Source organism: Micromonospora sp. NPDC051925, assembly GCF_044548625.1.
In the GTDB taxonomy this organism is placed as follows: domain Bacteria; phylum Actinomycetota; class Actinomycetes; order Mycobacteriales; family Micromonosporaceae; genus Micromonospora.
Map to the genome: position 1 here is coordinate 169,702 of NZ_JBIUCH010000009.1, position 25,464 is coordinate 195,165.

General features: G+C 70.7%; 27 protein-coding genes and 1 pseudogene. 22 read left to right on the forward strand and 6 right to left on the reverse strand.

What is annotated here, in order from left to right:
• Nucleotides 1-115 precede the first annotated feature (115 nt).
• The gene (locus tag ACIG87_RS14560) at nucleotides 116-967 is read left to right on the forward strand and encodes a menaquinone biosynthetic enzyme MqnA/MqnD family protein (protein ID WP_396850990.1); all 852 of its coding nucleotides are present in this window, start codon (nucleotides 116-118) and stop codon (nucleotides 965-967) included.
• 34 nt (nucleotides 968-1,001) lie between these two features.
• Here ACIG87_RS14560 and ACIG87_RS14565 read toward each other — a convergent pair whose 3' ends face one another.
• Both ACIG87_RS14565 and ACIG87_RS14570 read right to left on the reverse strand, forming a co-directional pair.
• Nucleotides 1,002-1,952 carry a hypothetical protein gene (locus tag ACIG87_RS14565; protein ID WP_396850991.1) on the reverse strand — a complete coding sequence of 317 codons (951 nt, stop codon included), beginning with the start codon at nucleotides 1,950-1,952 and terminating at the stop codon, nucleotides 1,002-1,004.
• Nucleotides 1,952-2,941: a hypothetical protein gene (locus tag ACIG87_RS14570; RefSeq protein WP_396850992.1), complete on the reverse strand. Its 990-nt coding sequence runs from the start codon at nucleotides 2,939-2,941 to the stop codon at nucleotides 1,952-1,954. Before ACIG87_RS14570 ends, ACIG87_RS14565 begins: the two co-directional genes overlap by 1 nt.
• A gap of 368 nt (nucleotides 2,942-3,309) precedes the next feature.
• On the opposite strand from ACIG87_RS14570, the gene paaA reads away from it, so the two are divergent.
• Genes paaA through paaE form a run of 5 tightly spaced genes read left to right on the forward strand, consistent with a single transcriptional unit; the run spans nucleotide 3,310 to nucleotide 7,024 of the window.
• Nucleotides 3,310-4,380, forward strand: a complete 1,071-nt coding sequence (paaA, locus tag ACIG87_RS14575; protein WP_396850993.1) for a 1,2-phenylacetyl-CoA epoxidase subunit PaaA — start codon at nucleotides 3,310-3,312, stop codon at nucleotides 4,378-4,380.
• Entirely contained in the window at nucleotides 4,377-4,688 is a 312-nt protein-coding gene (gene paaB / locus ACIG87_RS14580) for a 1,2-phenylacetyl-CoA epoxidase subunit PaaB (protein ID WP_396850994.1), read from the forward strand. The genes paaA and paaB overlap by 4 nt, the downstream gene beginning before the upstream one ends.
• On the forward strand, nucleotides 4,685-5,410 hold the full coding sequence (paaC, locus tag ACIG87_RS14585; RefSeq protein ID WP_396850995.1) for a 1,2-phenylacetyl-CoA epoxidase subunit PaaC: 726 nt from the start codon (nucleotides 4,685-4,687) through the stop codon (nucleotides 5,408-5,410). Before paaB ends, paaC begins: the two co-directional genes overlap by 4 nt.
• Before the next feature lie 13 nt (nucleotides 5,411-5,423).
• A complete protein-coding gene (gene paaD, locus ACIG87_RS14590; RefSeq protein WP_396850996.1) occupies nucleotides 5,424-5,900 on the forward strand; it encodes a 1,2-phenylacetyl-CoA epoxidase subunit PaaD in 477 nt (158 codons plus the stop codon).
• A complete protein-coding gene (paaE, locus tag ACIG87_RS14595) occupies nucleotides 5,897-7,024 on the forward strand; it encodes a 1,2-phenylacetyl-CoA epoxidase subunit PaaE (RefSeq protein ID WP_396850997.1) in 1,128 nt (375 codons plus the stop codon). Before paaD ends, paaE begins: the two co-directional genes overlap by 4 nt.
• A 239-nt stretch (nucleotides 7,025-7,263) precedes the next feature.
• On the opposite strand, the gene ACIG87_RS14600 is transcribed toward paaE, so the two are convergent.
• Entirely contained in the window at nucleotides 7,264-7,638 is a 375-nt protein-coding gene (locus ACIG87_RS14600) for a hypothetical protein (RefSeq protein WP_396850998.1), read from the reverse strand.
• A 109-nt stretch (nucleotides 7,639-7,747) separates the two neighbouring features.
• Here ACIG87_RS14600 and ACIG87_RS14605 point away from each other — a divergent pair, with 109 nt between their 5' ends.
• The 3 genes from ACIG87_RS14605 to ACIG87_RS14615 are packed head-to-tail and all read left to right on the forward strand — an operon-like array spanning nucleotide 7,748 to nucleotide 9,016.
• Nucleotides 7,748-8,599 (forward strand): helix-turn-helix domain-containing protein, encoded by an 852-nt coding sequence (locus tag ACIG87_RS14605; protein ID WP_396850999.1) that lies wholly within the window; start codon nucleotides 7,748-7,750, stop codon nucleotides 8,597-8,599.
• Nucleotides 8,586-8,810, forward strand: a complete 225-nt coding sequence (locus ACIG87_RS14610) for a DUF397 domain-containing protein (RefSeq protein WP_396851000.1) — start codon at nucleotides 8,586-8,588, stop codon at nucleotides 8,808-8,810. Before ACIG87_RS14605 ends, ACIG87_RS14610 begins: the two co-directional genes overlap by 14 nt.
• Nucleotides 8,811-8,821: 11 nt before the next feature.
• The gene (locus ACIG87_RS14615; protein ID WP_396851001.1) at nucleotides 8,822-9,016 is read left to right on the forward strand and encodes a DUF397 domain-containing protein; all 195 of its coding nucleotides are present in this window, start codon (nucleotides 8,822-8,824) and stop codon (nucleotides 9,014-9,016) included.
• A 169-nt stretch (nucleotides 9,017-9,185) separates the two neighbouring features.
• Here the strand turns inward: ACIG87_RS14615 and ACIG87_RS14620 are convergent, their stop codons facing one another.
• Genes ACIG87_RS14620 through ACIG87_RS14630 form a run of 3 tightly spaced genes read right to left on the reverse strand, consistent with a single transcriptional unit; the run spans nucleotide 9,186 to nucleotide 10,136 of the window.
• Nucleotides 9,186-9,404, reverse strand: a complete 219-nt coding sequence (locus tag ACIG87_RS14620; protein WP_396851002.1) for a hypothetical protein — start codon at nucleotides 9,402-9,404, stop codon at nucleotides 9,186-9,188.
• Nucleotides 9,401-9,694, reverse strand: coding sequence for a hypothetical protein (locus ACIG87_RS14625; RefSeq protein WP_396851003.1), 294 nt, complete (start codon nucleotides 9,692-9,694; stop codon nucleotides 9,401-9,403). The genes ACIG87_RS14620 and ACIG87_RS14625 overlap by 4 nt, the downstream gene beginning before the upstream one ends.
• A gap of 43 nt (nucleotides 9,695-9,737) precedes the next feature.
• Nucleotides 9,738-10,136, reverse strand: a complete 399-nt coding sequence (locus ACIG87_RS14630) for a hypothetical protein (protein ID WP_396851004.1) — start codon at nucleotides 10,134-10,136, stop codon at nucleotides 9,738-9,740.
• 181 nt (nucleotides 10,137-10,317) lie between these two features.
• Here ACIG87_RS14630 and mqnC point away from each other — a divergent pair, with 181 nt between their 5' ends.
• The 13 genes and pseudogenes from mqnC (at nucleotide 10,318) to nuoH (ending at nucleotide 25,464) form a co-directional block, all read left to right on the forward strand.
• Nucleotides 10,318-11,508: a cyclic dehypoxanthinyl futalosine synthase gene (gene mqnC, locus ACIG87_RS14635; protein WP_396851005.1), complete on the forward strand. Its 1,191-nt coding sequence runs from the start codon at nucleotides 10,318-10,320 to the stop codon at nucleotides 11,506-11,508.
• Between the two features lie 617 nt (nucleotides 11,509-12,125).
• Nucleotides 12,126-13,391, forward strand: a complete 1,266-nt coding sequence (locus ACIG87_RS14640; protein WP_396851006.1) for an LPXTG cell wall anchor domain-containing protein — start codon at nucleotides 12,126-12,128, stop codon at nucleotides 13,389-13,391.
• 127 nt (nucleotides 13,392-13,518) lie between these two features.
• Nucleotides 13,519-14,229 carry a demethylmenaquinone methyltransferase gene (locus ACIG87_RS14645; RefSeq protein WP_396851007.1) on the forward strand — a complete coding sequence of 237 codons (711 nt, stop codon included), beginning with the start codon at nucleotides 13,519-13,521 and terminating at the stop codon, nucleotides 14,227-14,229.
• 67 nt (nucleotides 14,230-14,296) lie between these two features.
• Complete coding sequence (locus tag ACIG87_RS14650; RefSeq protein WP_396851008.1) at nucleotides 14,297-14,518, forward strand: hypothetical protein; 222 nt, start codon at nucleotides 14,297-14,299, stop codon at nucleotides 14,516-14,518.
• Between the two features lie 134 nt (nucleotides 14,519-14,652).
• Nucleotides 14,653-15,927, forward strand: a complete 1,275-nt coding sequence (locus ACIG87_RS14655; protein ID WP_396851009.1) for a geranylgeranyl reductase family protein — start codon at nucleotides 14,653-14,655, stop codon at nucleotides 15,925-15,927.
• Nucleotides 15,928-16,061: 134 nt separating this feature from the next.
• Nucleotides 16,062-16,427: an NADH-quinone oxidoreductase subunit A gene (locus ACIG87_RS14660; protein ID WP_067300536.1), complete on the forward strand. Its 366-nt coding sequence runs from the start codon at nucleotides 16,062-16,064 to the stop codon at nucleotides 16,425-16,427.
• 14 nt (nucleotides 16,428-16,441) lie between these two features.
• Nucleotides 16,442-17,119 (forward strand): NuoB/complex I 20 kDa subunit family protein, encoded by a 678-nt coding sequence (locus ACIG87_RS14665; RefSeq protein WP_396851010.1) that lies wholly within the window; start codon nucleotides 16,442-16,444, stop codon nucleotides 17,117-17,119.
• Entirely contained in the window at nucleotides 17,116-17,847 is a 732-nt protein-coding gene (locus ACIG87_RS14670) for an NADH-quinone oxidoreductase subunit C (protein WP_396851011.1), read from the forward strand. Before ACIG87_RS14665 ends, ACIG87_RS14670 begins: the two co-directional genes overlap by 4 nt.
• Nucleotides 17,844-19,169 carry an NADH-quinone oxidoreductase subunit D gene (locus ACIG87_RS14675; RefSeq protein WP_396851012.1) on the forward strand — a complete coding sequence of 442 codons (1,326 nt, stop codon included), beginning with the start codon at nucleotides 17,844-17,846 and terminating at the stop codon, nucleotides 19,167-19,169. The genes ACIG87_RS14670 and ACIG87_RS14675 overlap by 4 nt, the downstream gene beginning before the upstream one ends.
• Before the next feature lie 97 nt (nucleotides 19,170-19,266).
• Nucleotides 19,267-20,379: pseudogene (gene nuoE / locus ACIG87_RS14680) on the forward strand (NADH-quinone oxidoreductase subunit NuoE); the annotation flags it as partial.
• On the forward strand, nucleotides 20,376-21,692 hold the full coding sequence (nuoF, locus tag ACIG87_RS14685) for an NADH-quinone oxidoreductase subunit NuoF (RefSeq protein ID WP_396851013.1): 1,317 nt from the start codon (nucleotides 20,376-20,378) through the stop codon (nucleotides 21,690-21,692). The pseudogene nuoE and the gene nuoF, both read left to right, overlap by 4 nt.
• The gene (locus ACIG87_RS14690; protein ID WP_396851014.1) at nucleotides 21,692-24,118 is read left to right on the forward strand and encodes an NADH-quinone oxidoreductase subunit G; all 2,427 of its coding nucleotides are present in this window, start codon (nucleotides 21,692-21,694) and stop codon (nucleotides 24,116-24,118) included. Before nuoF ends, ACIG87_RS14690 begins: the two co-directional genes overlap by 1 nt.
• A complete protein-coding gene (gene nuoH, locus ACIG87_RS14695; protein ID WP_396851015.1) occupies nucleotides 24,115-25,464 on the forward strand; it encodes an NADH-quinone oxidoreductase subunit NuoH in 1,350 nt (449 codons plus the stop codon). Before ACIG87_RS14690 ends, nuoH begins: the two co-directional genes overlap by 4 nt.

Here is a 25,464-nt window from a genome sequence, read left to right on the forward strand (position 1 = left end):
GGTGGTCACCCGCCCGGTCCGCCGGTCCCGCGCCGCCGTCGGCAGCGGTGCGGGGTTGGCCACTTCACCGGCCTCCCGGTGAGCCGGTGCGGACCGGCGGGGATACCGTCGGGTCATGGCTGAGCGCGTCGCACGTCCCCGGGTCGGGCACATCCAGTTCCTCAACTGCCTGCCGATCTACTGGGGGCTGATGCGCTCCGGCGCGCTGCTCGACGTCGACCTGCACAAGGACTCGCCGGACCGGCTCAGCGCCGCGTTGATCGCCGGCGACCTGGACATCGGCCCGATCTCCCAGGTGGAATACCTGCGGCACGCCGACGAGCTGCTGCTCCTGCCGGACCTGGCGGTGGGCAGCGACGGGCCGGTGCTCTCGGTCAACGTGGTCTCCACGAAGCCGCTCGCCGAGCTGGACGGTGGGCGGGTCGCCCTCGGCTCCACCTCGCGTACCGGGGTGCTGCTGGCCCAGCTCCTGCTCGGCGACCGGTACGGCGTCCGCCCGGAGTACTTCCGCTGCCCGCCCGACCTGACCCAGATGTTGCTGGAGGCCGACGCCGGGGTGCTGATCGGTGACGTGGCGCTGCGCGCCCTCTACGAGGCGCCCCGTCGGGGGTTGGCGGTGACCGATCTCGGTCAGGCGTGGCGGGAATGGACCGGGTTGCCGATGGTCTTCGCGGTCTGGGCGGTCCGCCGCGACTTCGCCGCCGCCCACCCCGGCCTGGTCAAGGAGGTGCACGAGGCGTTCCTGCGCTCCCGTGACCTGTGCCTGGCCGAGTTGGACCAGGTGGCCGAGGCGGCGGCCCGTTGGGAGCCGTTCGACGCGGCCACCCTGGCCACCTACTTCCGTACCCTCGACTTCTCGCTGGGCGAGCGGCAGGTCGCCGGCCTGCGGGAGTTCGCCCGGCGGGCGGCGGCGATCGACGAGGCCCCCGCCCTGCCCGCAGGCGGCCCCGCGTTCTTCGCCGGCTGACCGGCCTGGAGCGGGTCGAGCAGCGTCAACCGGGTCAGGTGTCGTCGCGGAGCAGCGCCTTGGTGATCTTCTGGCAGTTCTTCATGCCGTAGTCGTAGCCCAGGTTGATCGGGTAGCGGACCATCACGCCCATCGTCCAGGTGTCGCCGATGGCCAGGCAGTTGATGTGCATCTCCTGCTCGCGGGTCCGGTCGATCCAGCCGTTCTTGATGGCGATCTTCTTCTGCTCGGCGGCCGGGAACGCCTTGCGGATGCCGAAGTCACCGGAGCCCCGGACCAGCTTCATCTCGTTGAGCAGCCACTTGGTCCATTTCGGGCCGGCGGCCCGGCCGTCGGCGATGCAGTTGCCGAGCCGGGCGGCGTCCCGGGGGGAGAGGTTGGTGCGGCTCCAGCCACCGTCGGCTGCCACGCTGCTGTCGGTGAGCTTGCAGATCGAGATCAGCCGCTTGATCGATGCGGACCGGCCGACGCCGTTGTAGAACTGTTCGGCCCGGGTGTTGTCGCTGTCCCGGATGATTTGGGTGGCGTCGGCGAGCTTGGCGTCGCTCGGGGTCTGCCCGGCGTCGGCGGCCCGCCGTAAGTAGTCGGCGACGATCCACGACTTGATCAGCGAGGCGGTGGTGCTGGTCTCGTCCATGTTCTTCGAGCCGATGATCTCGTTGGTGCGTCGGTCCAGCACGCTCCAGGAGTACCAGCCCTTGATGTTGAGGTTCAGGTCCTTGGCCTCGAAGGGCAGCGGTGCCAGCGACGGCGTGGGGGACGGCGTCGGGCTGGGACGGCTGCGGCGGTCGGCCGCCGAATCGGTGGACCGGGCCGCCGTGGACGGATCGCCCCACTGCGAGGCGGCGCTGGACTCCAGCGGCGAACCGGGAAGTAACCGCAGCGAGACCAGCACCAGGCCGATCAGGATCGCGGCGACGGCGATCAGCTTGGCCGGCTGGTTGCCGTGCTGGCCCCGGCGGTCGCCCCGCCGGTTGCCCGCCATCAGAGCTTCCCGACGGGCTGCTGCGGCACCTTGAGCGCGGCGCCGGGCTGGGGGGTGACCAGTTGGGTGGCGACGCTGGAGCAGACCTTCGCGCCGTACGGCAGCCCTTGTTTGACCGGGTAGCGCATCATCACGGCGAGGCTCCACTTGTCGGTGACGGCGAGGCAACTGACGTGCCAGTTGCCGTCGTAGCTGAGTGGGGTCCAGCCGTTCTTGATGCTCACCGGACCCTGCGACTTGATCTCGGCGGGCAGGCCGTCGACGATGCCCCACTTGCCGCCGCCGGAGCGGTCCTGCTGCTGGGTCACGCTGCCCCGGACCTGGGCCATCTCGTTGAGCACCCACTTGGTCCACTTGGGGCCGGCGGCCTTGCCGTCGGCGATGCAGTCACCGAGCCGGACGGCGTCCCGGGGGGACATCCGGGTGAAGCTCCACCAGCCCTCGTAATCGGGGACGTTGCCGCGTTTGGTGTCGGTGAGGCCGCAGATCTTGATCGCCCGCTTGAGGACCGGGCTGGGCTGGCCACCGGCCGGTGGCTTGTACGATCCACCTGCCGCCACATAGAGCCAGTTGGCCGCGTCGTCGTTGCTGTCCCGGATGGCCAGGCTCGCGTACTTCAGCTTCTCCTCCGGCGGTTCCTTGTCGCCGAGTTGGCGCAGGTAGTCGGAGACGATCCAGGCCTTGAACATCGACTCGGTGGAGCTGGTGGAGGTCATGTTCTTCGAGCCCGAGATCTTGCCGGTCTTGCGGTCCATCAGTGCCCAGCCGAAGAACTGGCCCTTGAAGTCCACCGAGACCGGACCGGCGGCCAGGGTGGGGTCCGGCGGCTCGGTGGGCGCGGGGGCGGGCACCTTCTCCGCAGCCGCGCCGCCGCCGATGCCACCGGCGTCGTCGTCGCCGGCCAGCTCCGCGTACGCGGTCGGCACCAGCAGGCCGGTGCCGAGCAGTATCGCCAGGACGGCGAGCACCATGATCACGCGAGATCGCATGAGTGGGTGAACTCCAGTTGTCAGGGCCGGGGGACCGGCTGTTCCGAATGTGTCGGCTCGATCGCCGAGGCCGGGGGATGGTGGCCTCTGGGTGCGGTGATCGTCGGTCAGCCGATCGGTGGTGACCGGGGAAGTCTACGTCCGGACAGCCGACGCGCCAGAACCCGACGCTCGGCAACCTGCCGGTAAGTCGAGATAAAGGCACGATATGCGGCACTTAGTGGCATTCATCTTTGATCAGTGACTCAAGTCATAGCTGACGACCTGTCCCGGTATCGACCGAGAGCGTCCAGCCGGTAACGGAAGGGGTTCGGCAAATCCTGTTACACCCTCTGGTGCGGCTTGCAACGAGCTGTAACACTTGACGAATGTATGGCAACGACTTCGCCCCGGAGGAGGACGCGCCCGGCGGTGGCCTGCTCGGTCAGGTCGAGGCCGCCGAGGCGGCGCTGCGCGAGGCGGCGGCCCGCACCCGGGGAAACGCTCCGGCACCCGGCGAGGACCCGGCGGCGTACTTCGCCGACGTGATCGACGCCGACCAGAAGATCGAACCGCGCGACTGGATGCCCGACGCCTACCGTCGGACGCTGGTCCGGCAGATCGCCCAGCACGCGCACTCGGAGATCATCGGCATGCAGCCGGAGGGGAACTGGATCAGCCGGGCCCCCTCGCTCAAGCGCAAGGCCATCCTGCTGGCCAAGGTGCAGGACGAGGCGGGCCACGGCCTCTATCTCTACGCCGCCGCCGAGACCCTGGGCGTCAGCCGGGACGAGCTGGTCGAGCTGCTGCTCGACGGCCGGCAGAAGTACAGCTCGATCTTCAACTACCCCACCCTCACCTGGGCCGACGTGGGCGCGATCGGCTGGCTGGTGGACGGCGCGGCGATCGTCAACCAGGTCCCGCTCTGCCGCTGCTCCTACGGGCCGTACGCGCGGGCGATGATCCGGGTCTGCAAGGAGGAGTCGTTCCACCAGCGGCAGGGCTACGAGATCCTGCACACCCTGTCGCACGGCACCCCGGCGCAGAAGGCGATGGCGCAGGACGCGATCGACCGCTGGTGGTACCCGTCGCTGGCGATGTTCGGCCCGCCGGACGGTGACTCCACCCACTCCGCGCAGTCGATGGCCTGGAAGATCAAGCGGTTCTCCAACGACGAGCTGCGCCAGCGCTTCGTCGACATGTGCGTGCAGCAGGCGGAAATCCTCGGCCTCACCATCCCCGATCCCGAACTGCGCTGGAACGACGAGCGGCAGGCGTACGACTTCACCCAGCCGGACTACGACGAGCTGATGCGGGTGATCAAGGGCGAAGGCCCGTGCAACCGGCAGCGGATGGAGCACCGCCGCCGCGCCCACGCCGACGGCGCGTGGGTCCGCGAGGCCGCCACGGCGTACGCGGCGAAGCGGGCGGCGGAGCAGCGGGAGAAGGTGGCCGCGTGAGCGAGCGCAGCGAAGTGCCCCAGGCCCCGGCGACCTCGCCGCTCTGGGAGGTCTTCGTCCGGGCCCGACGCGGGCTGTCGCACACCCATGTCGGCAGCCTGCACGCCCCCGACGCCGAACTGGCCCTGCACAACGCCCGTGACCTCTACACCCGTCGGCAGGAGGGGGTCTCGATCTGGGTGGTGCCGGCCGGTGCGATCACCGCGTCCAGCCCCGACGAGAAGGACGCCTTCTTCGACCCGGCCGCCGACAAGGTCTACCGCCATCCCACCTTCTACGAGGTGCCGGACGGGGTGGCCCACCTGTGAACGGCCCGTTCGACTTCACCCTCGCCCTCGGTGACGACGCGCTGGTCGCCGCCCAGCGGCTCGGCGAGTGGGCCACCCACGCGCCCGAGATGGAGGAGGACATCGCGCTGGCCAACATCGCCCTCGACCAGCTCGGCGCGGCCCGCCTGCTGCTGTCGTACGCCGGTGAGCTGGAGGGCGCGGGCCGGGACGAGGACGCGCTGGCGTTCCTGCGGGACGACCGGGAGTTCCGCAACTGTCTCCTGGTAGAGCTGCCCAACGGCGACTTCGCGATGACCATGGTCAAGCTGCTGCTGCTCTCGGCCTACCAGGTGCCGCTCTACACCGCGCTGGCCGGGTGCGCCGACGAGCGGCTCGCCGCGATCGGCGCGAAGGCCCGCAAGGAGTCCGCCTACCACCTCGACCACTCCGCGCTGTGGGTGAAGCGGCTCGGCGACGGCACCGAGGAGTCGCACCGCCGTGCCCAGGCCGCGGTGGACCAGCTCTGGCCGTACCACCACGAGCTGTTCACGGCGGACCCGGAGGCACCGGTCGACCCGGCCACCCTGCGGGCCGACTTCGACGCCGTCGTCGCGCCGGTGCTGGCCGAGGCCACCCTGACCCGGCCGGCGACCGGCTGGACGCCGGGCGGCGGCCGGGACGGCGTACACACCGAGCAGCTGTCGTTCCTGCTGGCCGAGATGCAGGTGCTGCACCGTGCCCACCCGGGGGCGCAGTGGTGAGCGGGGCGGGCCGGTGACCGACCCCAGGGCGGCCGTGGCGGCGGTGGTGGACCCGGAGATCCGGGTGATCACCATCGACGAGCTGGGCATCCTGCGGGCGGTCGACGAGGACCGGGCCACCGGTCGGGTGGTCGTCACCATCACCCCCACCTACACCGGCTGCCCGGCGATGGACGTGATCCGCGCCGACATCCGCCGGGCGCTCGCCGCCGCCGGCCATCCCCAGGCCGAGGTCCGTACCGTCTTCAGTCCCGCCTGGAGCACCGACTGGATCTCCGCCGAGGGCCGGGCGAAGCTCGCCGCCGCCGGCATCGCCCCGCCGGCCCCGGTCGGCTCGGCAGGCGTCGTGCCGTTGACGTTGGCGGTTCGTTGCCCGCTCTGCGGGTCACCGGAGACCGGGCAGGTCAGCCGGTTCGGCTCCACCGCGTGCAAGGCGCTCTGGCGCTGCCGTTCCTGCTCCGAACCCTTCGACCACCTGAAGGCGCTGTGACTGTCACCATCACCCGCCCGGTCCGTCGCCGGCCGGCCTTCCACCCGCTCCCGGTCACCGCCGTGGACCGGCTCACCGACGACGCCGTGGCGATCACCTTCGCGGTGCCCGAGGAACTGCGGGCCACCTTCGCCTTCTCCGCCGGCCAGCACCTGACCGTGCGTCTCCCCGCCACAGCCGCCCCGACCGCAGCCGCCGCGGGCGGGGACGTGCGGCGGTCGTACTCGATCTGCTCTACGCCCGACGACCTGGCCCGGCACGGACGGTTGCGGATCGGGGTGCGGGAGATCCCCGGCGGCGCGTTCTCCAGCTACGCCTGCGGGGCGCTGCGGCACGGCGACACCGTCGACGTGCTGCCCCCGCTGGGGCACTTCACCACCGCGTTCGCGCCGGACCGGGTGCGGCACTACGGCGCGGTGGTCGCCGGTTCCGGCATCACCCCGGTGCTCGCGCTGGTCGCGACCGCCCTGGCCGTCGAACCCGCCAGCACCTTCACCCTGGTGTACGGCAACCGCACGGCGAACACGGTGATGTTCGCCGAGGAGTTGGCCGACCTGAAGGACCGCTACCCGACCCGGCTGCACCTGGTGCACGTGCTGTCCCGGGAGCCGGGCGAGTCGCCGTTGCTCTCCGGCCGGATCGACGCCGACCGGCTGGGCCGGCTGCTCGACACCATCGTGCCGGGTGAGGCGATCGAGGAGTGGTTCCTCTGCGGCCCGTACCAGCTGGTGCTGGACGCGAAGGCGGTGCTGACCGGCCGGGGTCGGCCGGAGTCGGCGGTGCACACCGAGCTGTTCCACGTCGACGCCCCGCCGGAGCCGGTGCACCGGGCCGACGCTCCGTCCGGCGGGGCCGAGGTGACGATCGTGCTGGACGGCCGGTCGTCGCGGTTCACCATGGGCCGGGACGAGCGGGTGCTGGACGCGGCGCTGCGGGTGCGCGGCGAGCTGCCGTACGCCTGCAAGGGCGGGGTCTGCTCGACCTGCAAGGCGAAGGTGGTGTCGGGCGAGGTCACGATGGCCCGCAACTACGCCCTGGAGCCGGACGAGGTGGCCGCCGGTTACGTGCTGACCTGCCAGTCCAGCCCGACCACCGACACCCTGACCGTCGACTACGACGGATAGCCGGACGGGATGCGCGTCGGCTGCCGGTAGCCGGGGCGTGGTCACCTGCTGCGGGGTTCGGCGTCACGGGCGTTGCGGGGGCGCCGGCTCGGCGGTCGCGGCGGTAGGGGCTGGCCTGGCGGGAGTGTGGGTGTGGGTGCCGGCCGGCCGGGTGGGGGCGCGGGCGGGGTACACCATGTCCGTTCGGGTGCTGTCGAGCTGATGACGTAAACGGATCAGCGGATCAGCGGGCGGGTGGGTCAGACGCGGAGGTGGGCGGTCCAGTAGGTGAGGTCGGAGTGGTGCTCGGTGAGGGCCACCCGCTCGCCACAGGCCTCCTCGATCAACCTGACCGCCTCGTCCAGGTGCGGCGGATTGCCGTCCCAGTCCTCGTCACGGAACAGGTGCAGCCCGACCTCGCCCCGGTCGTCGCCGAGGGCCTGCGCCGCGTCGGGTGACACCAGCACCACGGTGTAGCGGGCGGCCTCCCGCTCGGCCTCGCTGGGCGGCTCCGGCTCGTCCCGCCTGCGCCGCCGGAACCGCTCGACCACCGACGGGATCGGACCGGGCGAGTCATCCGGGTCGTACGGCCGCAGCCAGGCGGGCGAGGGGCGGACGGTGTTCGAGGCGGTCACTTCGACACTCCTTCATCTTCAAGGCGCAAGGCTTGGCTTGGATAGCAATTTGCGATTATGGTTACGTCGCTGAGGGTGAGCTGTCAATAGCGATCGGTGGGGAGTCCTGGTGGCGAAGCAGAGCGCGCCGACCGTGGTGGGCCGTGGGTTGGGTGGCGAGTTGCGGCAGGTGCGGCGGGCCAGACGCCTGACCGGCTCGGGGGTGGCGACCCAACTCGGCTGGCAGCCGTCGAAGCTCTCCCGGATCGAGACCGGCCAGCAGGGCATCCGGCTGGAAGAGATCGCCGCGCTGCTGGCCATCTACGGTGTCGTCGGCGAGGAGCGCAAACGGTTGCTCGACATGGCCAGACGCGGCCGGGAGCCGGGCTGGTGGGAGACGCACTCGGCCGGCCTGACCCCGTGGTCGCGTACCTTCATCCGGTTCGAGGCCGAGGCGACCCGGATAGTGGGCTGGCAGCCGTTGCTGGTGCCGGGCCTGCTCCAGTTGCCGGAGTACACCAGCGCCCTGATGAAGGCGTGTGGGGTGGCACCGGCGGACGCCCAGGCGCGGGTCGCAGCCAGGCTGGGCCGGCAGGCGATCCTGGCCCGGGACGAGCCACCGGAGCTGCGTCTGATCATCGACGAGATGGTGCTACGTCGGCCGCTCGGCAGTCGTCGCCTGATGGCCCGGCAGCTCCACCATCTGATCGAGATGGCCGATCGGCCGAACCTGACCCTTCAGGTGGTCCCGCTTGCGTGCGGCGGACACTCCGGGTTGGACGGATCGTTCGTCCTGTTCGACTTCGACCGGCTCCCGCCGGTGGTGCACCTGGAGCACAAGATCTCCAGCATCTTCCTGGAGAAGCCCGATCAGGTGGACGTGTTCCGTCGGGAAGCGGATACGCTGGCGAGGTCGGCGTTGAGCCCGGCCGAATCGATGAAGTTGATAGCCCAGGTCGCAGTGGAGCATGAGCGGGAGTGAGCCGCAGATGGTGATCGCAGAGTTGTCGGAGGCCACCTGGCGCAAGTCGACCCGCAGCGGCTCCGACACCGACTGTGTCGAGGTGGCCGCGGTGGCGCACGTGGTGGGGGTGCGGGATTCCAAGGATCGGCCCGGTCCGGTGCTGGCCTTCGACCGGTCGGCCTGGTCCGCTTTCGTCGCTGACTTGTCGACACGTCCCTCATCGTGGTGACCTTGAGGTCCATGCCTGAGTTGTCCGGTGTGACCTGGCGTAAGTCGACCCGCAGCGGCTCGGATACCAACTGCGTCGAGGTGGCCGAGTCGGTTCGGGTGGTCGGCGTACGGGATTCGAAGGATCCGGCGGGGCCGGTGTTGGCGTTTGGCCGTCGGTCCTGGGCTGCCTTCGTCGCCGGTCTGCCGGAGTTGCGGCAGGGGTGAGTACCGAGACTTCGCTCTGGGTGTCCCTGGCCAGACGTACTCGCAATGAGTTGTCCGGAAGCTCCGGACACAGGTAGCCTGGCTATTGCCGGGGGCAGTAGCCCCCTGGAAGTGGACCCGGCAGCCTTCCGGACGGTGGGTGGGCCGGGTCTCGCGTTTCTCGGGCCGGTCAGACCCGGTGTGATTCGGTGACCATGGCCCGCACCGCCGTGCGCCAGTGCCCTCCTCTCGCCCAACACCAGGCGAGTGCGTCAGGGATGGCCAGTAGGCACTCCTCGTGCGCTTTCAGATGGTCGTAGCGGAGTTGTCCGGCGATTCCGGCTCTGCGAACCTCCTCAAAGAGCAGCCGCTGATCGGCCTTGAGCGTCGAGTCGTCCCGCTCGATCACCAGACGCGCTGCACTGGTTTTCGCGGCGTATTCGACCAGCCCGGCGAGGCAGGCATCCCGGGCAGCTTCGTGGTCCTGTGGCCGACTGCATCGAACACGGTGGCCTGAACCCCGATGGTGGTGATCGCGGTGACGATCTGCCGCCGCCGGTCATCTCTTTCCTTGTGGAAGTGGATCCGGCGCTGGTGGGGGAGGACGAGGTTCCGCACTGTCCTGCGGGCGCGAGTCAGGTCGGAAGGCGGCACGACGGTGGCGACCAGTAGGAAGCCGCGTTCCTTGGTCTCGTCCACGAAGATGTGACCCCTCAACCCGGGTTCTCCTCTGCCGTGGCTGTCACCCGTCGTTTCCTGTATTGACGATTTGTCGGATGAGTTCAAGGCGGTCCTGGAGGCCCAGGGCGGCCAGGTTGCCACCTCCGAGCCCGTCAAGAACAGCACGTACGTCGCACTCCTGTGGTCGGAGAACGGCATCGATGACGCGAGCCCGCGGCCCGCCGTCGCGGCAGTAGATCCAGACCGTCTGGCTCTGTCGCGGTTCGGTGTTCTGATCCGGGTCCAAGCGTTCTGGCGGGAAGTAGCCGAGCCCGGTCGCCTGGAGCGCTTCTGCGATCTCCGCCAGCACCCAACGCCCCAACTTGCGGTAGCCGAGCTCCTCTCGTAACTCTCCGAGGCTGGCTTCCGTTAGTCCTCCGTCCGCTCGGCATCGGGCGGCAGTGCCGGGTGTCTGCTCCATCTCCCTCAACAATCGTCTCCGCACAGTCCGGCCATCATGTTGTGCATCGGCATCATATGTTGTCAAGGAGGAACGCATAAGTTGTCATGATCTTGACAATATGAGAGCGCCTTGGTCGAACGGAGTGCACCCCTGCGCACCCCCACGGGCAGCAAACCGCGTCCGGCGTACGCTCGGTGGCGTGACGAGGAGCCGGGAGATCGACGACATCCTGCAGCGGGGCGCGGACGGCGGGCGGATCACGCCCGAGGAGGCGCTGCTGCTCTACACCGAGGCGCCCTTCCACGCGTTGGGCGAGGCGGCGGACGCGGTGCGCCGGCGGCGGTACCCGGACAACATCGTCACCTACCTGATCGACCGCAACATCAACTACACGAACGTCTGCGTGACGGCGTGCAAGTTCTGCGCGTTCTACCGGGCCCCCAAGCACTCCGAGGGGTGGACCCACCCGACCGAGGAGATCCTGCGCCGCTGCGGCGAGGCGGTCGAGCTGGGCGCCACCCAGGTCATGCTCCAGGGCGGCCACCACCCGGACTACGGGGTGGAGTACTACGAGGAGCTGTTCTCCTCGGTCAAGACGGCGTACCCGCAGCTGGCCATCCACTCCATCGGGCCGAGCGAGATCCTGCACATGGCGAAGGTCTCGCAGGTGAGCCTGGACGAGGCCATCGCCCGGATCAAGACCGCCGGGCTGGACTCGATCGCCGGGGCCGGTGCCGAGATGCTGCCGGACCGGCCGCGCAAGGCGATCGCCCCGCTGAAGGAGTCCGGCGCGCGTTGGCTGGAGGTCATGGAGCTGGCCCACCGGCAGGGCCTGGAGTCCACGGCGACGATGATGATGGGCACCGGCGAGACCAACGCCGAGCGGATCGAGCACCTGCGGATGATCCGCGACGTGCAGGACCGTACCGGGGGTTTCCGGGCGTTCATCCCGTGGACGTACCAGCCGGAGAACAACCACCTGAAGGGCCGCACCCAGGCCACCACCCTGGAGTACCTGCGGCTGGTGGCGGTGGCCCGGCTCTTCTTCGAGACCGTGCCGCACCTCCAGGCGTCCTGGCTGACCACCGGTAAGGACGTCGGCCAGCTCGCCCTGCACATGGGGGTGGACGACCTTGGTTCGATCATGCTGGAGGAGAACGTCATCTCCTCGGCCGGTGCCCGGCACCGCTCCAACCTGCACGAGCTGATCGGCATGATCCGTTCGGCCGACCGGATTCCGGCCCAGCGGGACACCCTCTACCGCCGGCTGGCCGTGCACCACACCCCGGCCGACGACCCCACCGACGACCGGGTGGTCTCGCACTTCTCCTCGATCGCCATGCCCGGCGGCGGGGCCGGCCGTACGCTGCCGCTGGTCGAGGCCCGCTGAACCACCGGCCATGACCGGCGGCGGCCCTTCCGGTCTCGCCGGTCGTCGCGGCCCGCTGGACAGCCCATCCCCGTGGGGGCCTGCGGCACGACGCTGGCGGTGGCTCGGCCTGCTCCGCCGTCACGCTGGGTGATGCTTCGGGTGGCAAGGGTGACTGGCTGAACGGGTTCGGGTGTCGGCCCGGGGGATATTCGTGGTCGCCGTTCGGCGGAGCCGGCAGGGGATCAGCCATCACAAGACGCGGCAATCCGGGCAGGGCGTACCCGTCGGATGGATGCCCAGGTCGCGGTGCTTCGGCGCGGGGGGTGGCGAGGCGCGGCGGCGCCCGCTAACGTCCGCCCGGCGTACCCGTCATCACCCTTTGGGGGAGACCTTTCATGGTCGGCGACGGGTAGCCCGCGAGCTGAGGTGCGTCCTCCATCGGCCCGGGAGGGCCGTCTATATAAAACGGGGGCGGGATGGTCATCCATCCCGCCCCCGCTCCTCATCCGTTCGGACCCGTGTGGGGCGAAATCGCACGTCACGGCTGGCGTACCGGCGGCGAACTCGGATAACGTCCGCTCGGCCGCAACATCAGCCCCACCCTTCCCAGAAGTCCCTAACCCCCCGGGGGATCGATGACACTGCTCCACCGTTCGGCCCTGGCCCGCGTCGGTGCCGTGGCCCTGCTCGCCGTCGGTGGCCTGGCCACCGTGGCCGCCCCGGCGAACGCCGCCGACCAGGCGAAACTCGACCTCGTCCCGCTGAGCTCCCAGCTGGCGCTCGGGGTCAAGGAGGCCAAGGCCAAGCCGTTCAAGTTCTCCGTCCAGAACCTCCGTGGTTCGGTCGACGCCAAGGACGTGAAGGTCACCGTCGAGACCGCGGGCCTCAGGGAGAACAAGGTCGGGGTGCTCGTGCCGGACGGCTGTGCCGTCACCGGCACCGCCTTCACCTGCTCGCTGTCCGACCTGGGTGGCACCACCGACGACATCGCCGGCGGCACCACCGAGGAGTTCGGCATCCCGCTGTTCGGCACCGACACGCGCGGCAAGGGGGGCGTGCTGAAGGTGACGGTGAGCGCGTCCAACGCCACCTCGGACTCGGTCGACCACGACATCATGGTCGTCAAGCCCGGCTACGACCTGACCACCTGGGTGCAGGACGTCTACGCCGACGTGGTGGTCGACGGGGACGAGGCCGGCGAGAGCGGACTGACCGGCGTCAAGCCGGGCGGGACCGCCCCGCTGGACTGGGCGGTCTACAACGGCGGCAGCCGCCGGGCCACCGGCATCTTCTACGGGATCGCCCTGCCGGACGGTGCCAGCTTCGTCGACCTGCCGGAAAGCTGCGTCACGCAGGACCTGGGTGGCGTCGTGGCGTACTGCGAGGACGACGGCGCGGTGCTGCGGCCGGGCGAGTTCTACACCGCCGACGTACGGGTGAAGGTCGGCGCGGGCGTCACCGAGAAGGTGCTCACCCCGGGCGTCGTCTTCGCCGCCGGGCTGAACGGGGCCGTCGGCGAGCCGGAGGAGGAGCCGCAGGTCGCCAGCAAGGCGCAGCGGAAGACCTTCACCGAGACCGACGACGGCGACAACACCTCGCTGTTCGACGTGTTCGTCGACCTGACCACCGGTCCGAGCCCGACGCCGAGCCCGAGCCCGAGCCCGACCGGGGAGCCCAGCCCGTCCACCAGCGCCAGCCCCACGGTCAGCGCCAGCCCGACGACCGGTGGCGGCACCGGCGGTGGCGACGACGACGGCGGTCTGCCGGTGACCGGCGCGCAGGTCACCCTGATCGGTGGCATCGGTGCCGCCGTGCTGCTCGCGGGCGGGGCGCTGCTGATGCTCGCCCGTCGGCGTCGGCTCGTGCTGGTGACCCCGGGCGACGAGAAGCCGCAGAGCTGAACGACGGCGGGCGGTCGCACGACCGAACGGTAGGACGTACGGCGGGCGGGGTGGGCGACCACCCCGCCCGCCGCATGTAGCGACACCCAGCGCCGGGCGGGTGGGGCCAGGCTGGCAGAGTGGAGGGGTGAGTCGCATCCCGCAGGGCCAGCGCGCCGGCCTGGACAAGTCTCCGCACGAGGTCGCTGCGATGTTCGACGGGGTGGCCGCCCGTTACGACCTGACGAACACGGTCCTCTCCTTCGGGCAGGACCGGTCGTGGCGGCGGGCCACCCGGGCGGCGCTCGGGCTGCTCCCCGGCGAGCGGGTGCTGGACGTGGGGGCCGGCACCGGTGTGTCGACGCAGGAACTGGCCCGCTCCGGGGCGTACGCGGTGGGCGCGGATCTGTCGCAGGGCATGTTGCAGGCCGGCCGGCGGGTCCGGCCGGAGGTGCCGCTGTTGGCGGGGGACGCGCTGCGGCTCCCCTTCGCCGACGCCTCCTTCGACGCGGTGACGATCTCGTTCGCGCTGCGGAACGTCAACGACACCGACGCGGCGCTGCGGGAACTGGCCCGGGTGACCCGGCCGGGCGGCAGGCTGGTGGTCTGCGAGTTCAGCACCCCGGTGCACCCGACCTTCCGCACGGTCTACCTGTCGTACCTGATGCGCTCGTTGCCGGCGGTGGCCCGGACGGTCTCCAGCAACCCCGACGCGTACGTCTATCTGGCCGAGTCGATCCGGGCCTGGCCGGACCAGGCGGCGCTGGCGGCGCGGATCGGCGCGGCCGGTTGGGGCCGGGTGGCGTGGCGCAACCTGACCGGTGGGGTGGTGGCCCTGCACCGGGCCGTTCGCGGGTGACCGTGAGTGAATGGCAGTTTTCGGTAATATCCACTTTCGGTCCACTTTGCCCCGTAGGCTCCCCGGTATGACGGGAGTAGCGCCGAGCGACCCACCGGCCCCCACCGACGACCAGGCGGCCGACCTCATCGCCCAGCTCAGGGAGCTGGCCGGCGCGGACCCCGGCGATGTCCGCCAGGTGGTGGCCGAGGTGCTGGGCGCACTCGACCGGGCAGCCGGCGGAGCGCTGCGTGACCAACTGCCGGCGGCGATCCGGGCCGACACCGGGCTGGACGCCGCCCGGAACTGAGGCCGAACCGACCCCCGACCCGCATGTTTCCACGAAGTTAGGTACCCCTCACCCGGCAGCGGGGTAACCACGGTCATAGACTCCAACCCGATCGGCTTGTGAAGCATTTCACGAGCGTGCGGGAGGAGGCGCAGATGACTTCGGTGGAGAACGACGCCGACGTGATCGTGGTGGGCGCTGGTCCCGGTGGATCGGCGACGGCGTACCACCTGGCGCGGCACGGCGTACGTGTGCTGCTGCTGGAGAAGACCGAGTTCCCCCGCGAGAAGGTGTGCGGGGACGGGCTCACCCCCCGGGCGACCCGGCAGCTCATCCGGATGGGCGTGGACACCTCGCCCGAGGCCGGCTGGCTGCACAACAAGGGCCTGCGGGTGATCGGCGGCGGGGTACGCCTCGAACTGGACTGGCCCGACCTGGCCACCTTCCCCAACTACGGGCTGGTCCGCACCCGGCTGGACTTCGACGACCTGCTCGCCCGGCGGGCGGTCTCCGCCGGCGCGGAGCTGCGTACCAACGTCAACGTGCTGGGCCCGGTGCTCGACGGCGACGACCGGGTGGTCGGGGTGACCGCCGAGGTCGGCCCGGACAAGGAGCCGGCCAGCTTCCGCGCCCCGCTGGTGGTCGCCGCGGACGGCGTGTCCGGCCGGTTCCCGCTCGCCCTCGGCCTGACCAAGCGGGAGGACCGGCCGATCGGGGTGGCGGTCCGCCGTTACTACCGTTCGCCGGCCAAGCACGACGACGACTACCTGGAGTCCTGGCTGGAGCTGCGCAGCAAGGACAGCGACGCGCTGCTGCCCGGCTACGGCTGGATCTTCGGCCTCGGCGACGGCCGGGTCAACGTCGGCCTCGGCGTGCTCAACTCCTCCTCCGCGTTCGGCAAGACGAACTACCGGCGGCTGCTCACCGACTGGCTGGCCAACACCCCGCCGGACTGGGGGATGACCGACGAGACGAACGCCGACGGGCCGATCCTCGGCGCGGCGCTGCCGATGGGCTTCAACCGGGTGCCGCACTACACCCGGGGAGTGCTGCTGGTCGGCGACTCCGGCGGCATGGTCAACCCGTTCAACGGCGAGGGCATCGCGTACGCGATGGAGTCCGGTGAGCTGGCCGCGGAGGTCGCCGTGCAGGCGCTGGCCCGGCCGGCGGGCCCGGAGCGGGAGCGGGCGCTGATGGCGTACCCGCAGGAGCTGAAGGCCCGGTTCGGCGGCTACTACCGGCTCGGCGGGATCTTCGTCAAGCTGATCGGCCGTCCCGAGGTGATGCGGATGGCGACCAGGCACGGCATGCCGCACCCGATGCTGATGCGCTTCGTGCTCAAGCTGTTGGCCAACCTGACCGACCCGCGCGGCGGGGACGCGATGGACCGGGTCATCAACGCGATGACGAAGGCGGCCCCGGCCGTGTGACGCGACCGGGCCAGGGCCAACGACGGTCCCGGCACGGGCAGAGATCGACCCCCGCTGACGGCAGTCACGAGGGATGTGAATAGTGTGAATTTCGTCAAGCACCTGGGGCAGGGGAAGGACGAGCAGGAGAAAAGATGTCGCTCTCGCCTTACGCACCGATCATCGGGCTGTTCGCCCTCGCCGCGGCGTTCTCGTTGTTCTCCGTGGCCGCCGCCCGCTTCGCCGGTCCCCGGCGCTACAACAAGGCCAAGCTCGAGGCATACGAGTGTGGGATCGAGCCCAGCCCGCAGCCGGTGGGCGGCGGACGGTTCCCGATCAAGTTCTACCTGACGGCGATGCTCTTCATCGTCTTCGACATCGAGATCATCTTCCTCTACCCCTGGGCGGTCTCCTTCGACGCCCTGCCGATCTTCGGCTTCGTGGAGATGGTCCTGTTCATCGTCGCGGTCTTCGTCGCGTACGCCTATGTGTGGCGGCGCGGCGGCCTGGACTGGGACTGAGGGAGGAACGTCAGATGGGCATCGAGGAGAAACTCCCCGCCGGCGTCCTGCTCACCTCCGTGGAGAAGCTGGTCAACTGGTCGCGGAAGTCGTCCGTCTGGGGCGCCACCTTCGGCCTGGCCTGCTGCGCCATCGAGATGATGGCGGCCGGCGGCCCGCACTACGACATGGGCCGCTGGGGCATGGAGGTCTTCCGGGCCTCCCCACGCCAGGCCGACCTGATGATCGTGGCCGGCCGGGTGAGCCAGAAGATGGCCCCGGTGCTGCGCCAGATCTACGACCAGATGGCCGAGCCCCGCTGGGTGCTCTCCATGGGCGTCTGCGCCAGCAGCGGCGGCATGTTCAACAACTACGCCATCGTGCAGGGCGTCGACCACATCGTCCCGGTCGACATGTACCTGCCGGGCTGCCCGCCCCGCCCCGAGATGCTCATCGACGCGATCCTCAAGCTCCGCGAGAAGATCATGTACGAGCCGCTGGGCCCGAACGGCCGCAAGATGCACCAGGCCCGCCTGGAGCGCGGTGACGTGCCCGTGGTGCCGTACGGGTCGATGCCGTCGTCGTACCGCAACGACAAGGCCCGCCGCGCCGAGTGGACGAAGGCGGTCCGCGAGGGGCGCGAGGAGCAGCTGCGGATCGAGAACTGGATGAACGCCCAGAACCACCTCCAGTCGCAGAGGGGCCCGAAGTGACCAGCGATCGCACCAACGGCGGCGGGGTGCCGGTACCGGTCACCCCGGCCGGCGCGACCAGCGGTGCCCCCGCCGAACTCCCGCCGTCCAGCCCGGCCGGGCGGGGCATGTTCGGCATGCAGGGCACCGGCGACGTCTCCGGCTACGGTGGCCTGGTCCGTCGGCGCACCCCGATCGAGGAGGCCCCCCGGCCGTACGGGGGCTACTTCGACGAGGTGCGCGACGCGCTGGAGGAGGCGTACCCGCACTTCGGCGACGCGATCGAGAAGGTCGTCGTCGACCGGGGCGAGCTGACCCTGCACGTCCGCCCGGAGCGGATCGCCGAGGTCTGCCAGGTGATGCGGGACGACCTGGCGCTGCGCTTCGAGCTGTGCTCCTCGGTGTCCGGTGTGGACTACCTGGGCGCCGACGAGCGCCGGCTGCACGTCGTCTACCTGCTCACCTCGATGACCTACCGGCGTCGGGTGCGGCTGGAGGCGGCCGTCTCCGTCGAGGACCCGCACCTGCCGAGCGTCACCGCCGTCTACCCGACGGCCGACTGGCAGGAGCGCGAGGCGTACGACATGTTCGGCGTCGTCTTCGACGGCCACCCCAACCTGACCCGGATCCTGATGCCGGACGACTGGGAGGGCCACCCGCAGCGCAAGGACTACCCGCTCGGCGGCGTCCCCGTCGAGTACAAGGGCGCGGAGATCCCGCCGCCGGACCGTAGGAGGTCGTACCAGTGACCACGTCCAACTACGCGACCGAGCGGGAGACCACCGAGGGTCGGGTCTTCACCGTCACCGGTGGGGACTGGGACCAGGTCGTCTCCGGCACCGACCCGATCAACGACGAGCGGATCGTCGTGAACATGGGTCCGCAGCACCCGTCGACGCACGGGGTGCTGCGGCTGATCCTGGAGCTGGAGGGCGAGACGGTCCGCGAGGCCCGCTCGGTCGTCGGCTACCTGCACACCGGCATCGAGAAGAACCTCGAATACCGCAACTGGGTGCAGGGCTCGACCTTCGTGACCCGGATGGACTACCTCGCCCCGATCTTCAACGAGACGGCGTACAGCCTCGCGGTGGAGAAGCTGCTCGGCATCACCGACGACATCACCGAGCGGGCCAACACCATCCGGGTCCTGATGATGGAGCTGAACCGGATCTCCTCGCACCTGGTCTGGCTGGCCACCACCGGCATGGAGCTGGGCGCGATCTCGATCATGCTGTACGGCTTCCGTGAGCGGGAGTACATCCTCGACATCTTCGAGACCATCACCGGCCTGCGGATGAACCACGCGTACGTCCGACCGGGCGGGGTCGCGCAGGACGTGCCGGACGCGGCGATCGCCAAGATCCGCGACTTCCTCAAGATGATGCCGAAGAAGCTCAAGGAGTACGAGGACCTGCTCTCCGGCCAGCCGATCTGGACCGAGCGTACCCAGGGCGTCGCGGTGCTCGACGTGACCGCCTGCCTCGCCCTCGGCGTCACCGGCCCGGTGCTGCGCTCCGCCGGTCTCGCCTGGGACCTGCGCAAGACCATGCCGTACTGCGGCTACGAGACGTACGAGTTCGACGTGCCGACCCACCCGGACGGCGACGTCTGGGGCCGCTACCTGGTCCGGCTCGCCGAGATCCGGGAGTCGCTCAAACTGGTCGAGCAGGCGCTGGACCGGTTGAAGCCGGGCCCGGTGATGGTGGCCGACCGCAAGATCGCCTGGCCGGCGCAGTTGGCCATCGGCGTGGACGGCATGGGCAACTCGTTGGAGCACGTCGCCAAGATCATGGGTCAGTCGATGGAGTCGCTGATCCACCACTTCAAGCTCGTCACCGAGGGCTTCCGGGTGCCGCCGGGCCAGGTGTACGTCGGCATCGAGTCGCCCCGGGGCGAGCTGGGCGTGCATGCGGTCTCCGACGGTGGCACCCGGCCCTACCGGGTGCACTACCGGGAGCCGAGCTTCGTCAACCTCCAGGCCCTTCCGGCGATGGCCGAGGGCGGCCTGATCGCCGACGTGATCGCCGGCGGCGCCTCGCTGGACCCCGTGATGGGTGGATGTGACCGGTGAGCGCGAGGAGTGAGCTTGCGAGCCCCAGTCGCCCGCGCGAGGAGAGAGCGGAGCGAGCCCCGCAGTCGAGGGCCGAGGGACGCCCAGTCGCGAACGGAAGGCGACTCTGATGACCGTTTTCACTGAAGAGACCCGGATCCGGGCGCGGGAGATCATCGCCCGGTACCCGGCCGACCGGTCCCGCTCGGCGCTGCTCCCGCTGCTGCACCTGGTGCAGGCCGAGGAGGGCTACGTCTCCCCGGCCGGGGTGGCGTTCTGCGCCGAGGTGCTGGGGCTGAACAAGGCCCAGGTCGGCGCGGTGGCCACCTTCTACACCATGTACAAGCGCCGGCCCACCGGTGACTACCTGGTCAGCGTCTGCACCAACACGATGTGCAACGTGCTCGGCGGCCAGGAGGTCTACGACACCCTGGTCGAGCACCTGGGTGTCGGGCACGACGAGACCACCGCCGACGGGAAGATCACCCTGGAGCACGCCGAGTGCCTGGCGGCCTGCGACTACGGCCCGGTGATGACCGTCAACTACGACTTCTTCGACGGCGTCGACCCGCAGGGCGCGGTCGGCGTGGTGGACGAGCTGCGCGCCGGGGGCCGGCCGATGCCGACCCGGGGTGCCCGGCTCTGCACGCTGAAGGAGATGGCGGTGCAGCTCGCCGGGTTCGCCGACGACCGCGACGGCGCGGTCGCCGACGGCGGACCGGGTGAGGCCACCCTGCGTGGCCTGCGCCTGGCCGAGCAGCACGGCATCTCGGCACCGGGCTTCGACCCGAAGACCCCGATCCGCAGCAAGGCCGAGGCCGACCGGGCCGCCGCCGAGGCGAAGGCGAAGGCCGAGGCCGCCAAGGCCGCCGCGCCGGCTGTCCCGGCAGCCAAGCCGGAGCAGGCCAGCGGCAGCACCGCGCCGGACGTCAGGGCGCCGGACGCCAAGTCGCCGCAGGTGCGTACCGCCGAGACCCGGCAGCCGGATGCGACGACCGCCGTGCCGGACGCCCCCGGCACGAAGGTCCCGACCGACGGTCCGCCGCCGGTACCTCGCGACGCGCAGGCGGCGCAGGCGGCCGGCGTGGCCGCGAACGCTCCCGCCGGTGACGGCAAGCCCGCCGGCGACGAGGCCGGGGCGCAGCAGCGCAACCTCAAGGAAGCCGAGGCGGGAACGGGCGCTGCCGGCGCGGGCTCCGCCGTTGCGAGCGAGACGGGGGCCCAGAAGTGAGCACTCCCCGGCCGGAGACCCTGGCCAAGCTGACCCCGGTGCTGACCAAGCGCTGGCTGTCCCCGGACGCCTGGCGGATCGGCACCTACGAGAAGCTCGACGGCTACGCCGCCCTGCGCAAGGCCCTCAAGGCCCACCCGGACGACCTGATCCAGCTGATCAAGGACTCCGGGCTGCGCGGTCGGGGTGGCGCGGGCTTCCCCACCGGCCTGAAGTGGGGCTTCATCCCACAGGGCGACGGCAAGCCGCACTACCTGGTGGTCAACGCCGACGAGGGCGAGCCGGGCACCTGCAAGGACCTGCCGCTGATGACCCACGACCCGCACGCGCTGGTCGAGGGCGTGATCATCGCCTCGTACGCGATCCGGGCGAACCGCGCCTACATCTACATCCGCGGCGAGGCCGTGCACGCCGCCCGGCGGCTGCGCAACGCGGTGGCCGAGGCGCAGGCCAAGGGCTACCTCGGGCGCAACATCCTCGGCACCGGGTTCGACCTGGAGCTGGTGGTGCACTCGGGTGCCGGGGCGTACATCTGCGGCGAGGAGACGGCGCTGCTGGACTCGCTGGAGGGGTTCCGGGGTCAGCCCCGGCTCCGCCCGCCGTTCCCGGCCACCCACGGCCTGTACGCCAGCCCGACGGTGGTGAACAACGTCGGCACCATCGCCAGCGTGCCGTACATCGTGCTGGGCGGCGCGGACTGGTGGAAGACCATGGGCACCGAGAAGTCGTCCGGCCCGATGATCTACTCGCTCTCCGGTCGGATCGTCAACCCGGGCCAGTTCGAGTGCGGGCTGGGCGTCACCCTGCGCGAGCTGATCGAGCTGGCGGGCGGCATGCAGCCCGGTCACCAGCTGCGGTTCTGGACCCCGGGCGGCTCGTCCACCCCGCTGCTCACCGCCGAGCACCTGGACGTGCCGCTGGACTTCGAGGGGGTGGCGGCGGCCGGTTCGATCCTGGGCACCACGGCCACCCAGATCTTCTCCGACCAGGACTGCCCGGTCTACGCGACCTACCGGTGGCTGGAGTTCTACCACCACGAGTCGTGCGGCAAGTGCACCCCGTGCCGCGAGGGCAACTACTGGATGGTCCGGGTCTACCGGCGCATCCTCGCCGGCCAGGGCACCCACGAGGACCTGGACACCCTGCTCGACACCTGCGACAACATCCTCGGCCGCTCGTTCTGCGGTCTGGGTGACGGTGCGACCAGCTCGGTGACCTCGTCGTTGCAGTACTTCAAGCAGGACTACCTCGACTACATCGAGGGGCGTACCGCGCCGAAGCTCTCCGACAAGCAGCTGGTTGGAGCCCACTGATGACTGACGTGGCGAAGGCCGCCGAGACCGTAACGCTCACCATCGACGGTGTCGAGGTCACCGCCCCCAAGGGGGCGCTGCTGATCCGGGTCGCCGAGCAGTTGGGCACCGAGATCCCCCGGTTCTGCGACCACCCGCTGCTGGCCCCGGCCGGCGCCTGCCGGCAGTGCCTGGTCGAGGTGGAGGGGCAGCGCAAGCCGGTCGCCTCCTGCACCCAGACCGTCGCCGAGGGCATGGTGGTCCGCACCCAGCTCAGCTCCCCGGTCGCCAAGAAGGCGCAGGAGGGGGTGATGGAGCTGCTGCTGCTCAACCACCCGCTCGACTGCCCGATGTGCGACAAGGGTGGTGAGTGCCCGCTGCAGAACCAGGCGATGTCCACCGGCCGCACCGACTCCCGCTTCCACGAGCACAAGCGGGAGTACGTCAAGCCGATGGAGATCAGCACCCAGGTGCTGCTCGACCGGGAGCGCTGCGTGCTCTGCCAGCGCTGTACCCGGTTCTCCGAGGAGATCGCCGGCGACAAGTTCATCGACCTGATGGGCCGCTCGTCCGCCGAAGAGATCAACATCTACCGGGACGACGCGTACGGCGCGGAGGGCGACGAGGGCGACGTCCCGTTCAACTCGTACTTCTCCGGCAACACCGTGCAGATCTGCCCGGTCGGGGCGCTCACCGGGGCGCAGTACCGGTTCCGGGCCCGCCCGTTCGACCTGGTCTCCAGCCCGAGCGTCTGCGAGCACTGCTCGGCCGGCTGCGCGCAGCGCACCGACTGGCGGCGGGGCAAGGTGCTGCGCCGGCTCGCCGGGGACGACCCGCAGGTCAACGAGGAGTGGAACTGCGACAAGGGGCGGTGGGGCTTCCAGTACACCCGCGCCTTCGACCGGCTCACCACCCCGCTGGTCCGCGACGAGAAGTCCGGCGAGCTGCGCGAGGCGTCCTGGAGCGAGGCGCTGACCCGGGCCGCCGACGGCCTGCGGGCCGCCCGCGACGAGGGTCGCGGCACGGCGGTGCTGACCGGCGGCCGGCTGACCGTCGAGGACGCCTACGCGTACGCGAAGTTCGCCCGGGTCGCCCTGAACACCAACGACATCGACTTCCGGGCCCGGCCGGTCTCCCGCGAGGAGGCCGACTTCCTGGCCAGCACCGTCGCCGGGGTCACCGACGTGACCTACGCCGACGTGGAGAAGGCGTCCACGGTGGTGCTGGTCGGGCTGGAGCCGGAGGAGGAGTGCCCGATCCTCTTCCTGCGGCTGCGCAAGGCGTACCTGAAGAAGAAGTTGACCGTCTACGCGATCGCCCCGTTCGCCACCCGGGGCCTGGAGAAGCTCGGGGCCAAGCTGGCCCGGGTGGTGCCGGGTGAGGAGGCGAGCGTGCTCGCCGAGCACGACACGGTGGCCGAGGCGCTGAGCGCCGAGGGCGCGATCCTCTTCGTCGGTGAGCGGCTGGCCGGGGTGCCCGGTGGTCTCTCCGCCGCCGCGGACATCGCCCGGCGTACCGGCGCGAAGCTGGCCTGGGTGCCGCGCCGCGCGGGTGACCGGGGTGCGGTCGACGCGGGCTGCCTGCCCAACCTGCTGCCCGGCGGGCGTCCGGTGACCGAGCCGTCGGCCCGCGCCGAGCTGGGCGAGGCGTGGGACATCCCGGCCGGGGTGATCCCCAGCCAGGCCGGTCGGGACACCGACCAGATCCTGGCCGCCGCCGCGAACGGCCAGCTCGGTGCCCTGGTGGTGGCCGGCGTGGACCCGGCCGACCTGGCCGACCCGAGGCTGGCCGAGCAGGCCCTCGACGCGGTGCCCTTCCTGGTCAGCCTGGAGCTGCGCAACTCGGCGGTGGCCCGCCGGGCGGACGTCGTCCTCCCGGTCGCCCCGGTGGTCGAGAAGGCCGGCAGCTTCCTGGACTGGGAGGGCCGGCTGCGCACCTTCGAGGCGGTGCTGCACACCGCCGCGATGACCGACGGCCGGGTGCTGGACGCGATCGCCGCGCAGCTCGACGTCCGGCTCGGCACCGGCGACGTGTCGAGCGTCCGCCGGGAGTTGGGCGCGCTGCCGCCGACCCGGGCCGACCGGCCGGTCTCGCCGTCGGTCGCCCCGGCGACCGTGCCCCAGCCGGGCGCGGGCGAGGCGGTGCTGGCCACCTGGCACCAGCTGGTCGACCTGGGCAGTCTCACCGACGGCGACGAGCACCTCGCCGGCACCGCCCGCCCGCCGGTGGTCCGGCTGGGCAAGGGCACCGCCGAGGCGCTCGGCGTGGCCGACGGTGACCCGGTGACGGTGGGCACCGACCGGGGTGCGGTCACCCTGCCGGCGGCCATCACCGAGATGCCGGACGGCGTCGTCTGGTTGCCGACCAACTCGCCCGGTTCGACCGTCCGGCGCAGCCTCGGCACCGCGTCCGGCACGGTGGTACGGATCTCCGGAGGTGCACAGTGAACACCCTCCTGGCGCAGGACCCGACGCTTGCCGACTTCGGCCGGGACCCGTGGTGGCTGGTCCTCATCAAGATCGTCTTTGCGTTCGTCTTCGGTCTGCTCGCCACCCTGCTCGGCGTCTGGTTCGAGCGGCGGGTCGTCGGCTACATGCAGGTCCGGCCCGGCCCCAACCAGGTCGGCCCGTTCGGCCTGCTCCAGACCCTCGCCGACGGCCTGAAGATGGCCTTCAAGGAGGACATCCTCCCGAAGGCCGCCGACAAGGTGGTCTACTTCTTCGCGCCGGTCATCTCGGTGGTCTGCGCGGTCACCGCGCTGTCGGTGATCCCGTTCGGCCCGATGGTGAGCATCTTCGGCCACCAGACGCCGTTGCAGGTCACCGACGTGCCGGTGGCGGTGCTGGTGCTGCTCGCCTGCTCGTCGCTGGCCGTCTACGGCATCGTGCTCGGCGGCTGGGCCTCCGGCTCGACGTACCCGCTGCTCGGTGGGTTGCGCTCCAGCGCCCAGATGATCTCGTACGAGGTCGCGATGGGGCTGAGCATCGTCGCGGTGTTCATGACCGCCGGCACCATGTCCACCAGCGGGATCGTCGCCGCCCAGGGGGACGCCACCCGGCTCACCATCGCGGGCACCGAGATCCCGGCCCCGGGCTGGTACGCGATCCTGCTGCTGCCCAGCTTCATCATCTTCTTCATCGCCACCGTCGGTGAGACCAACCGGGCACCGTTCGACCTGCCCGAGGCGGAGTCGGAGCTGGTCGCCGGCTTCATGACCGAGTACAGCTCGCTGAAGTTCGCGCTCTTCATGCTCTCCGAGTACGTCGCCATGGTGACCATGTCCGCGGTCACCACGACGCTCTTCCTCGGCGGCTGGCGGGCACCCTGGCCGATCACGCTGTGGGCGGGCGCCAACTCCGGTTGGTGGCCGATGCTCTGGTTCTTCGGCAAGGTGCTGATCCTGGTCTTCGTCTTCGTCTGGCTCCGGGGCACCCTGCCCCGGCTGCGTTACGACCAGTTCATGCGCTTCGGCTGGAAGGTGCTGCTCCCGATCAACCTGGTCTGGATCCTGGTCCTGGCCGGGCTGCGCTCCATCGAGGACTGGCAGTCGCGGGACCGGCTGCTCGTCACCGCCATCGGCGCGGGCGTCCTGCTGCTCGTGACGCTGCTCTGGCCGAGCCGCAAGCCGACCCCGAAGCCGAACCCGCAGGAACAGGCCGACAGCCGGCCGTACGGCAGCTTCCCGCTGCCCCCGCTGGATCTACAGGTACCACCGAGCCCGCGCACCAAGCGCGTGGTCGCCGAGCGGGAGCCGGCCAACATCGCCACCGGCTCCGACTCCAGGGAGGTGTGA

Excerpts from the sequence above, each read along its gene's own strand:
- ACIG87_RS14570 (WP_396850992.1), bottom strand. The coding sequence starts at position 2,941 with ATGCGATCTCGCGTGATCATGGTGCTCGCCGTCCTGGCGATACTGCTC.
- ACIG87_RS14565 (WP_396850991.1), bottom strand. The coding sequence starts at position 1,952 with ATGGCGGGCAACCGGCGGGGCGACCGCCGGGGCCAGCACGGCAACCAG.
- ACIG87_RS14560 (WP_396850990.1), top strand. The coding sequence starts at position 116 with ATGGCTGAGCGCGTCGCACGTCCCCGGGTCGGGCACATCCAGTTCCTC.
- paaA (WP_396850993.1), top strand. The coding sequence starts at position 3,310 with ATGTATGGCAACGACTTCGCCCCGGAGGAGGACGCGCCCGGCGGTGGC.
- ACIG87_RS14660 (WP_067300536.1), top strand. The coding sequence starts at position 16,062 with ATGTCGCTCTCGCCTTACGCACCGATCATCGGGCTGTTCGCCCTCGCC.
- ACIG87_RS14665 (WP_396851010.1), top strand. The coding sequence starts at position 16,442 with ATGGGCATCGAGGAGAAACTCCCCGCCGGCGTCCTGCTCACCTCCGTG.
- ACIG87_RS14640 (WP_396851006.1), top strand. The coding sequence starts at position 12,126 with ATGACACTGCTCCACCGTTCGGCCCTGGCCCGCGTCGGTGCCGTGGCC.
- ACIG87_RS14610 (WP_396851000.1), top strand. The coding sequence starts at position 8,586 with ATGAGCGGGAGTGAGCCGCAGATGGTGATCGCAGAGTTGTCGGAGGCC.
- ACIG87_RS14650 (WP_396851008.1), top strand. The coding sequence starts at position 14,297 with ATGACGGGAGTAGCGCCGAGCGACCCACCGGCCCCCACCGACGACCAG.
- ACIG87_RS14630 (WP_396851004.1), bottom strand. The coding sequence starts at position 10,136 with ATGGAGCAGACACCCGGCACTGCCGCCCGATGCCGAGCGGACGGAGGA.
- ACIG87_RS14690 (WP_396851014.1), top strand. The coding sequence starts at position 21,692 with ATGACTGACGTGGCGAAGGCCGCCGAGACCGTAACGCTCACCATCGAC.
- ACIG87_RS14655 (WP_396851009.1), top strand. The coding sequence starts at position 14,653 with ATGACTTCGGTGGAGAACGACGCCGACGTGATCGTGGTGGGCGCTGGT.
- ACIG87_RS14615 (WP_396851001.1), top strand. The coding sequence starts at position 8,822 with ATGCCTGAGTTGTCCGGTGTGACCTGGCGTAAGTCGACCCGCAGCGGC.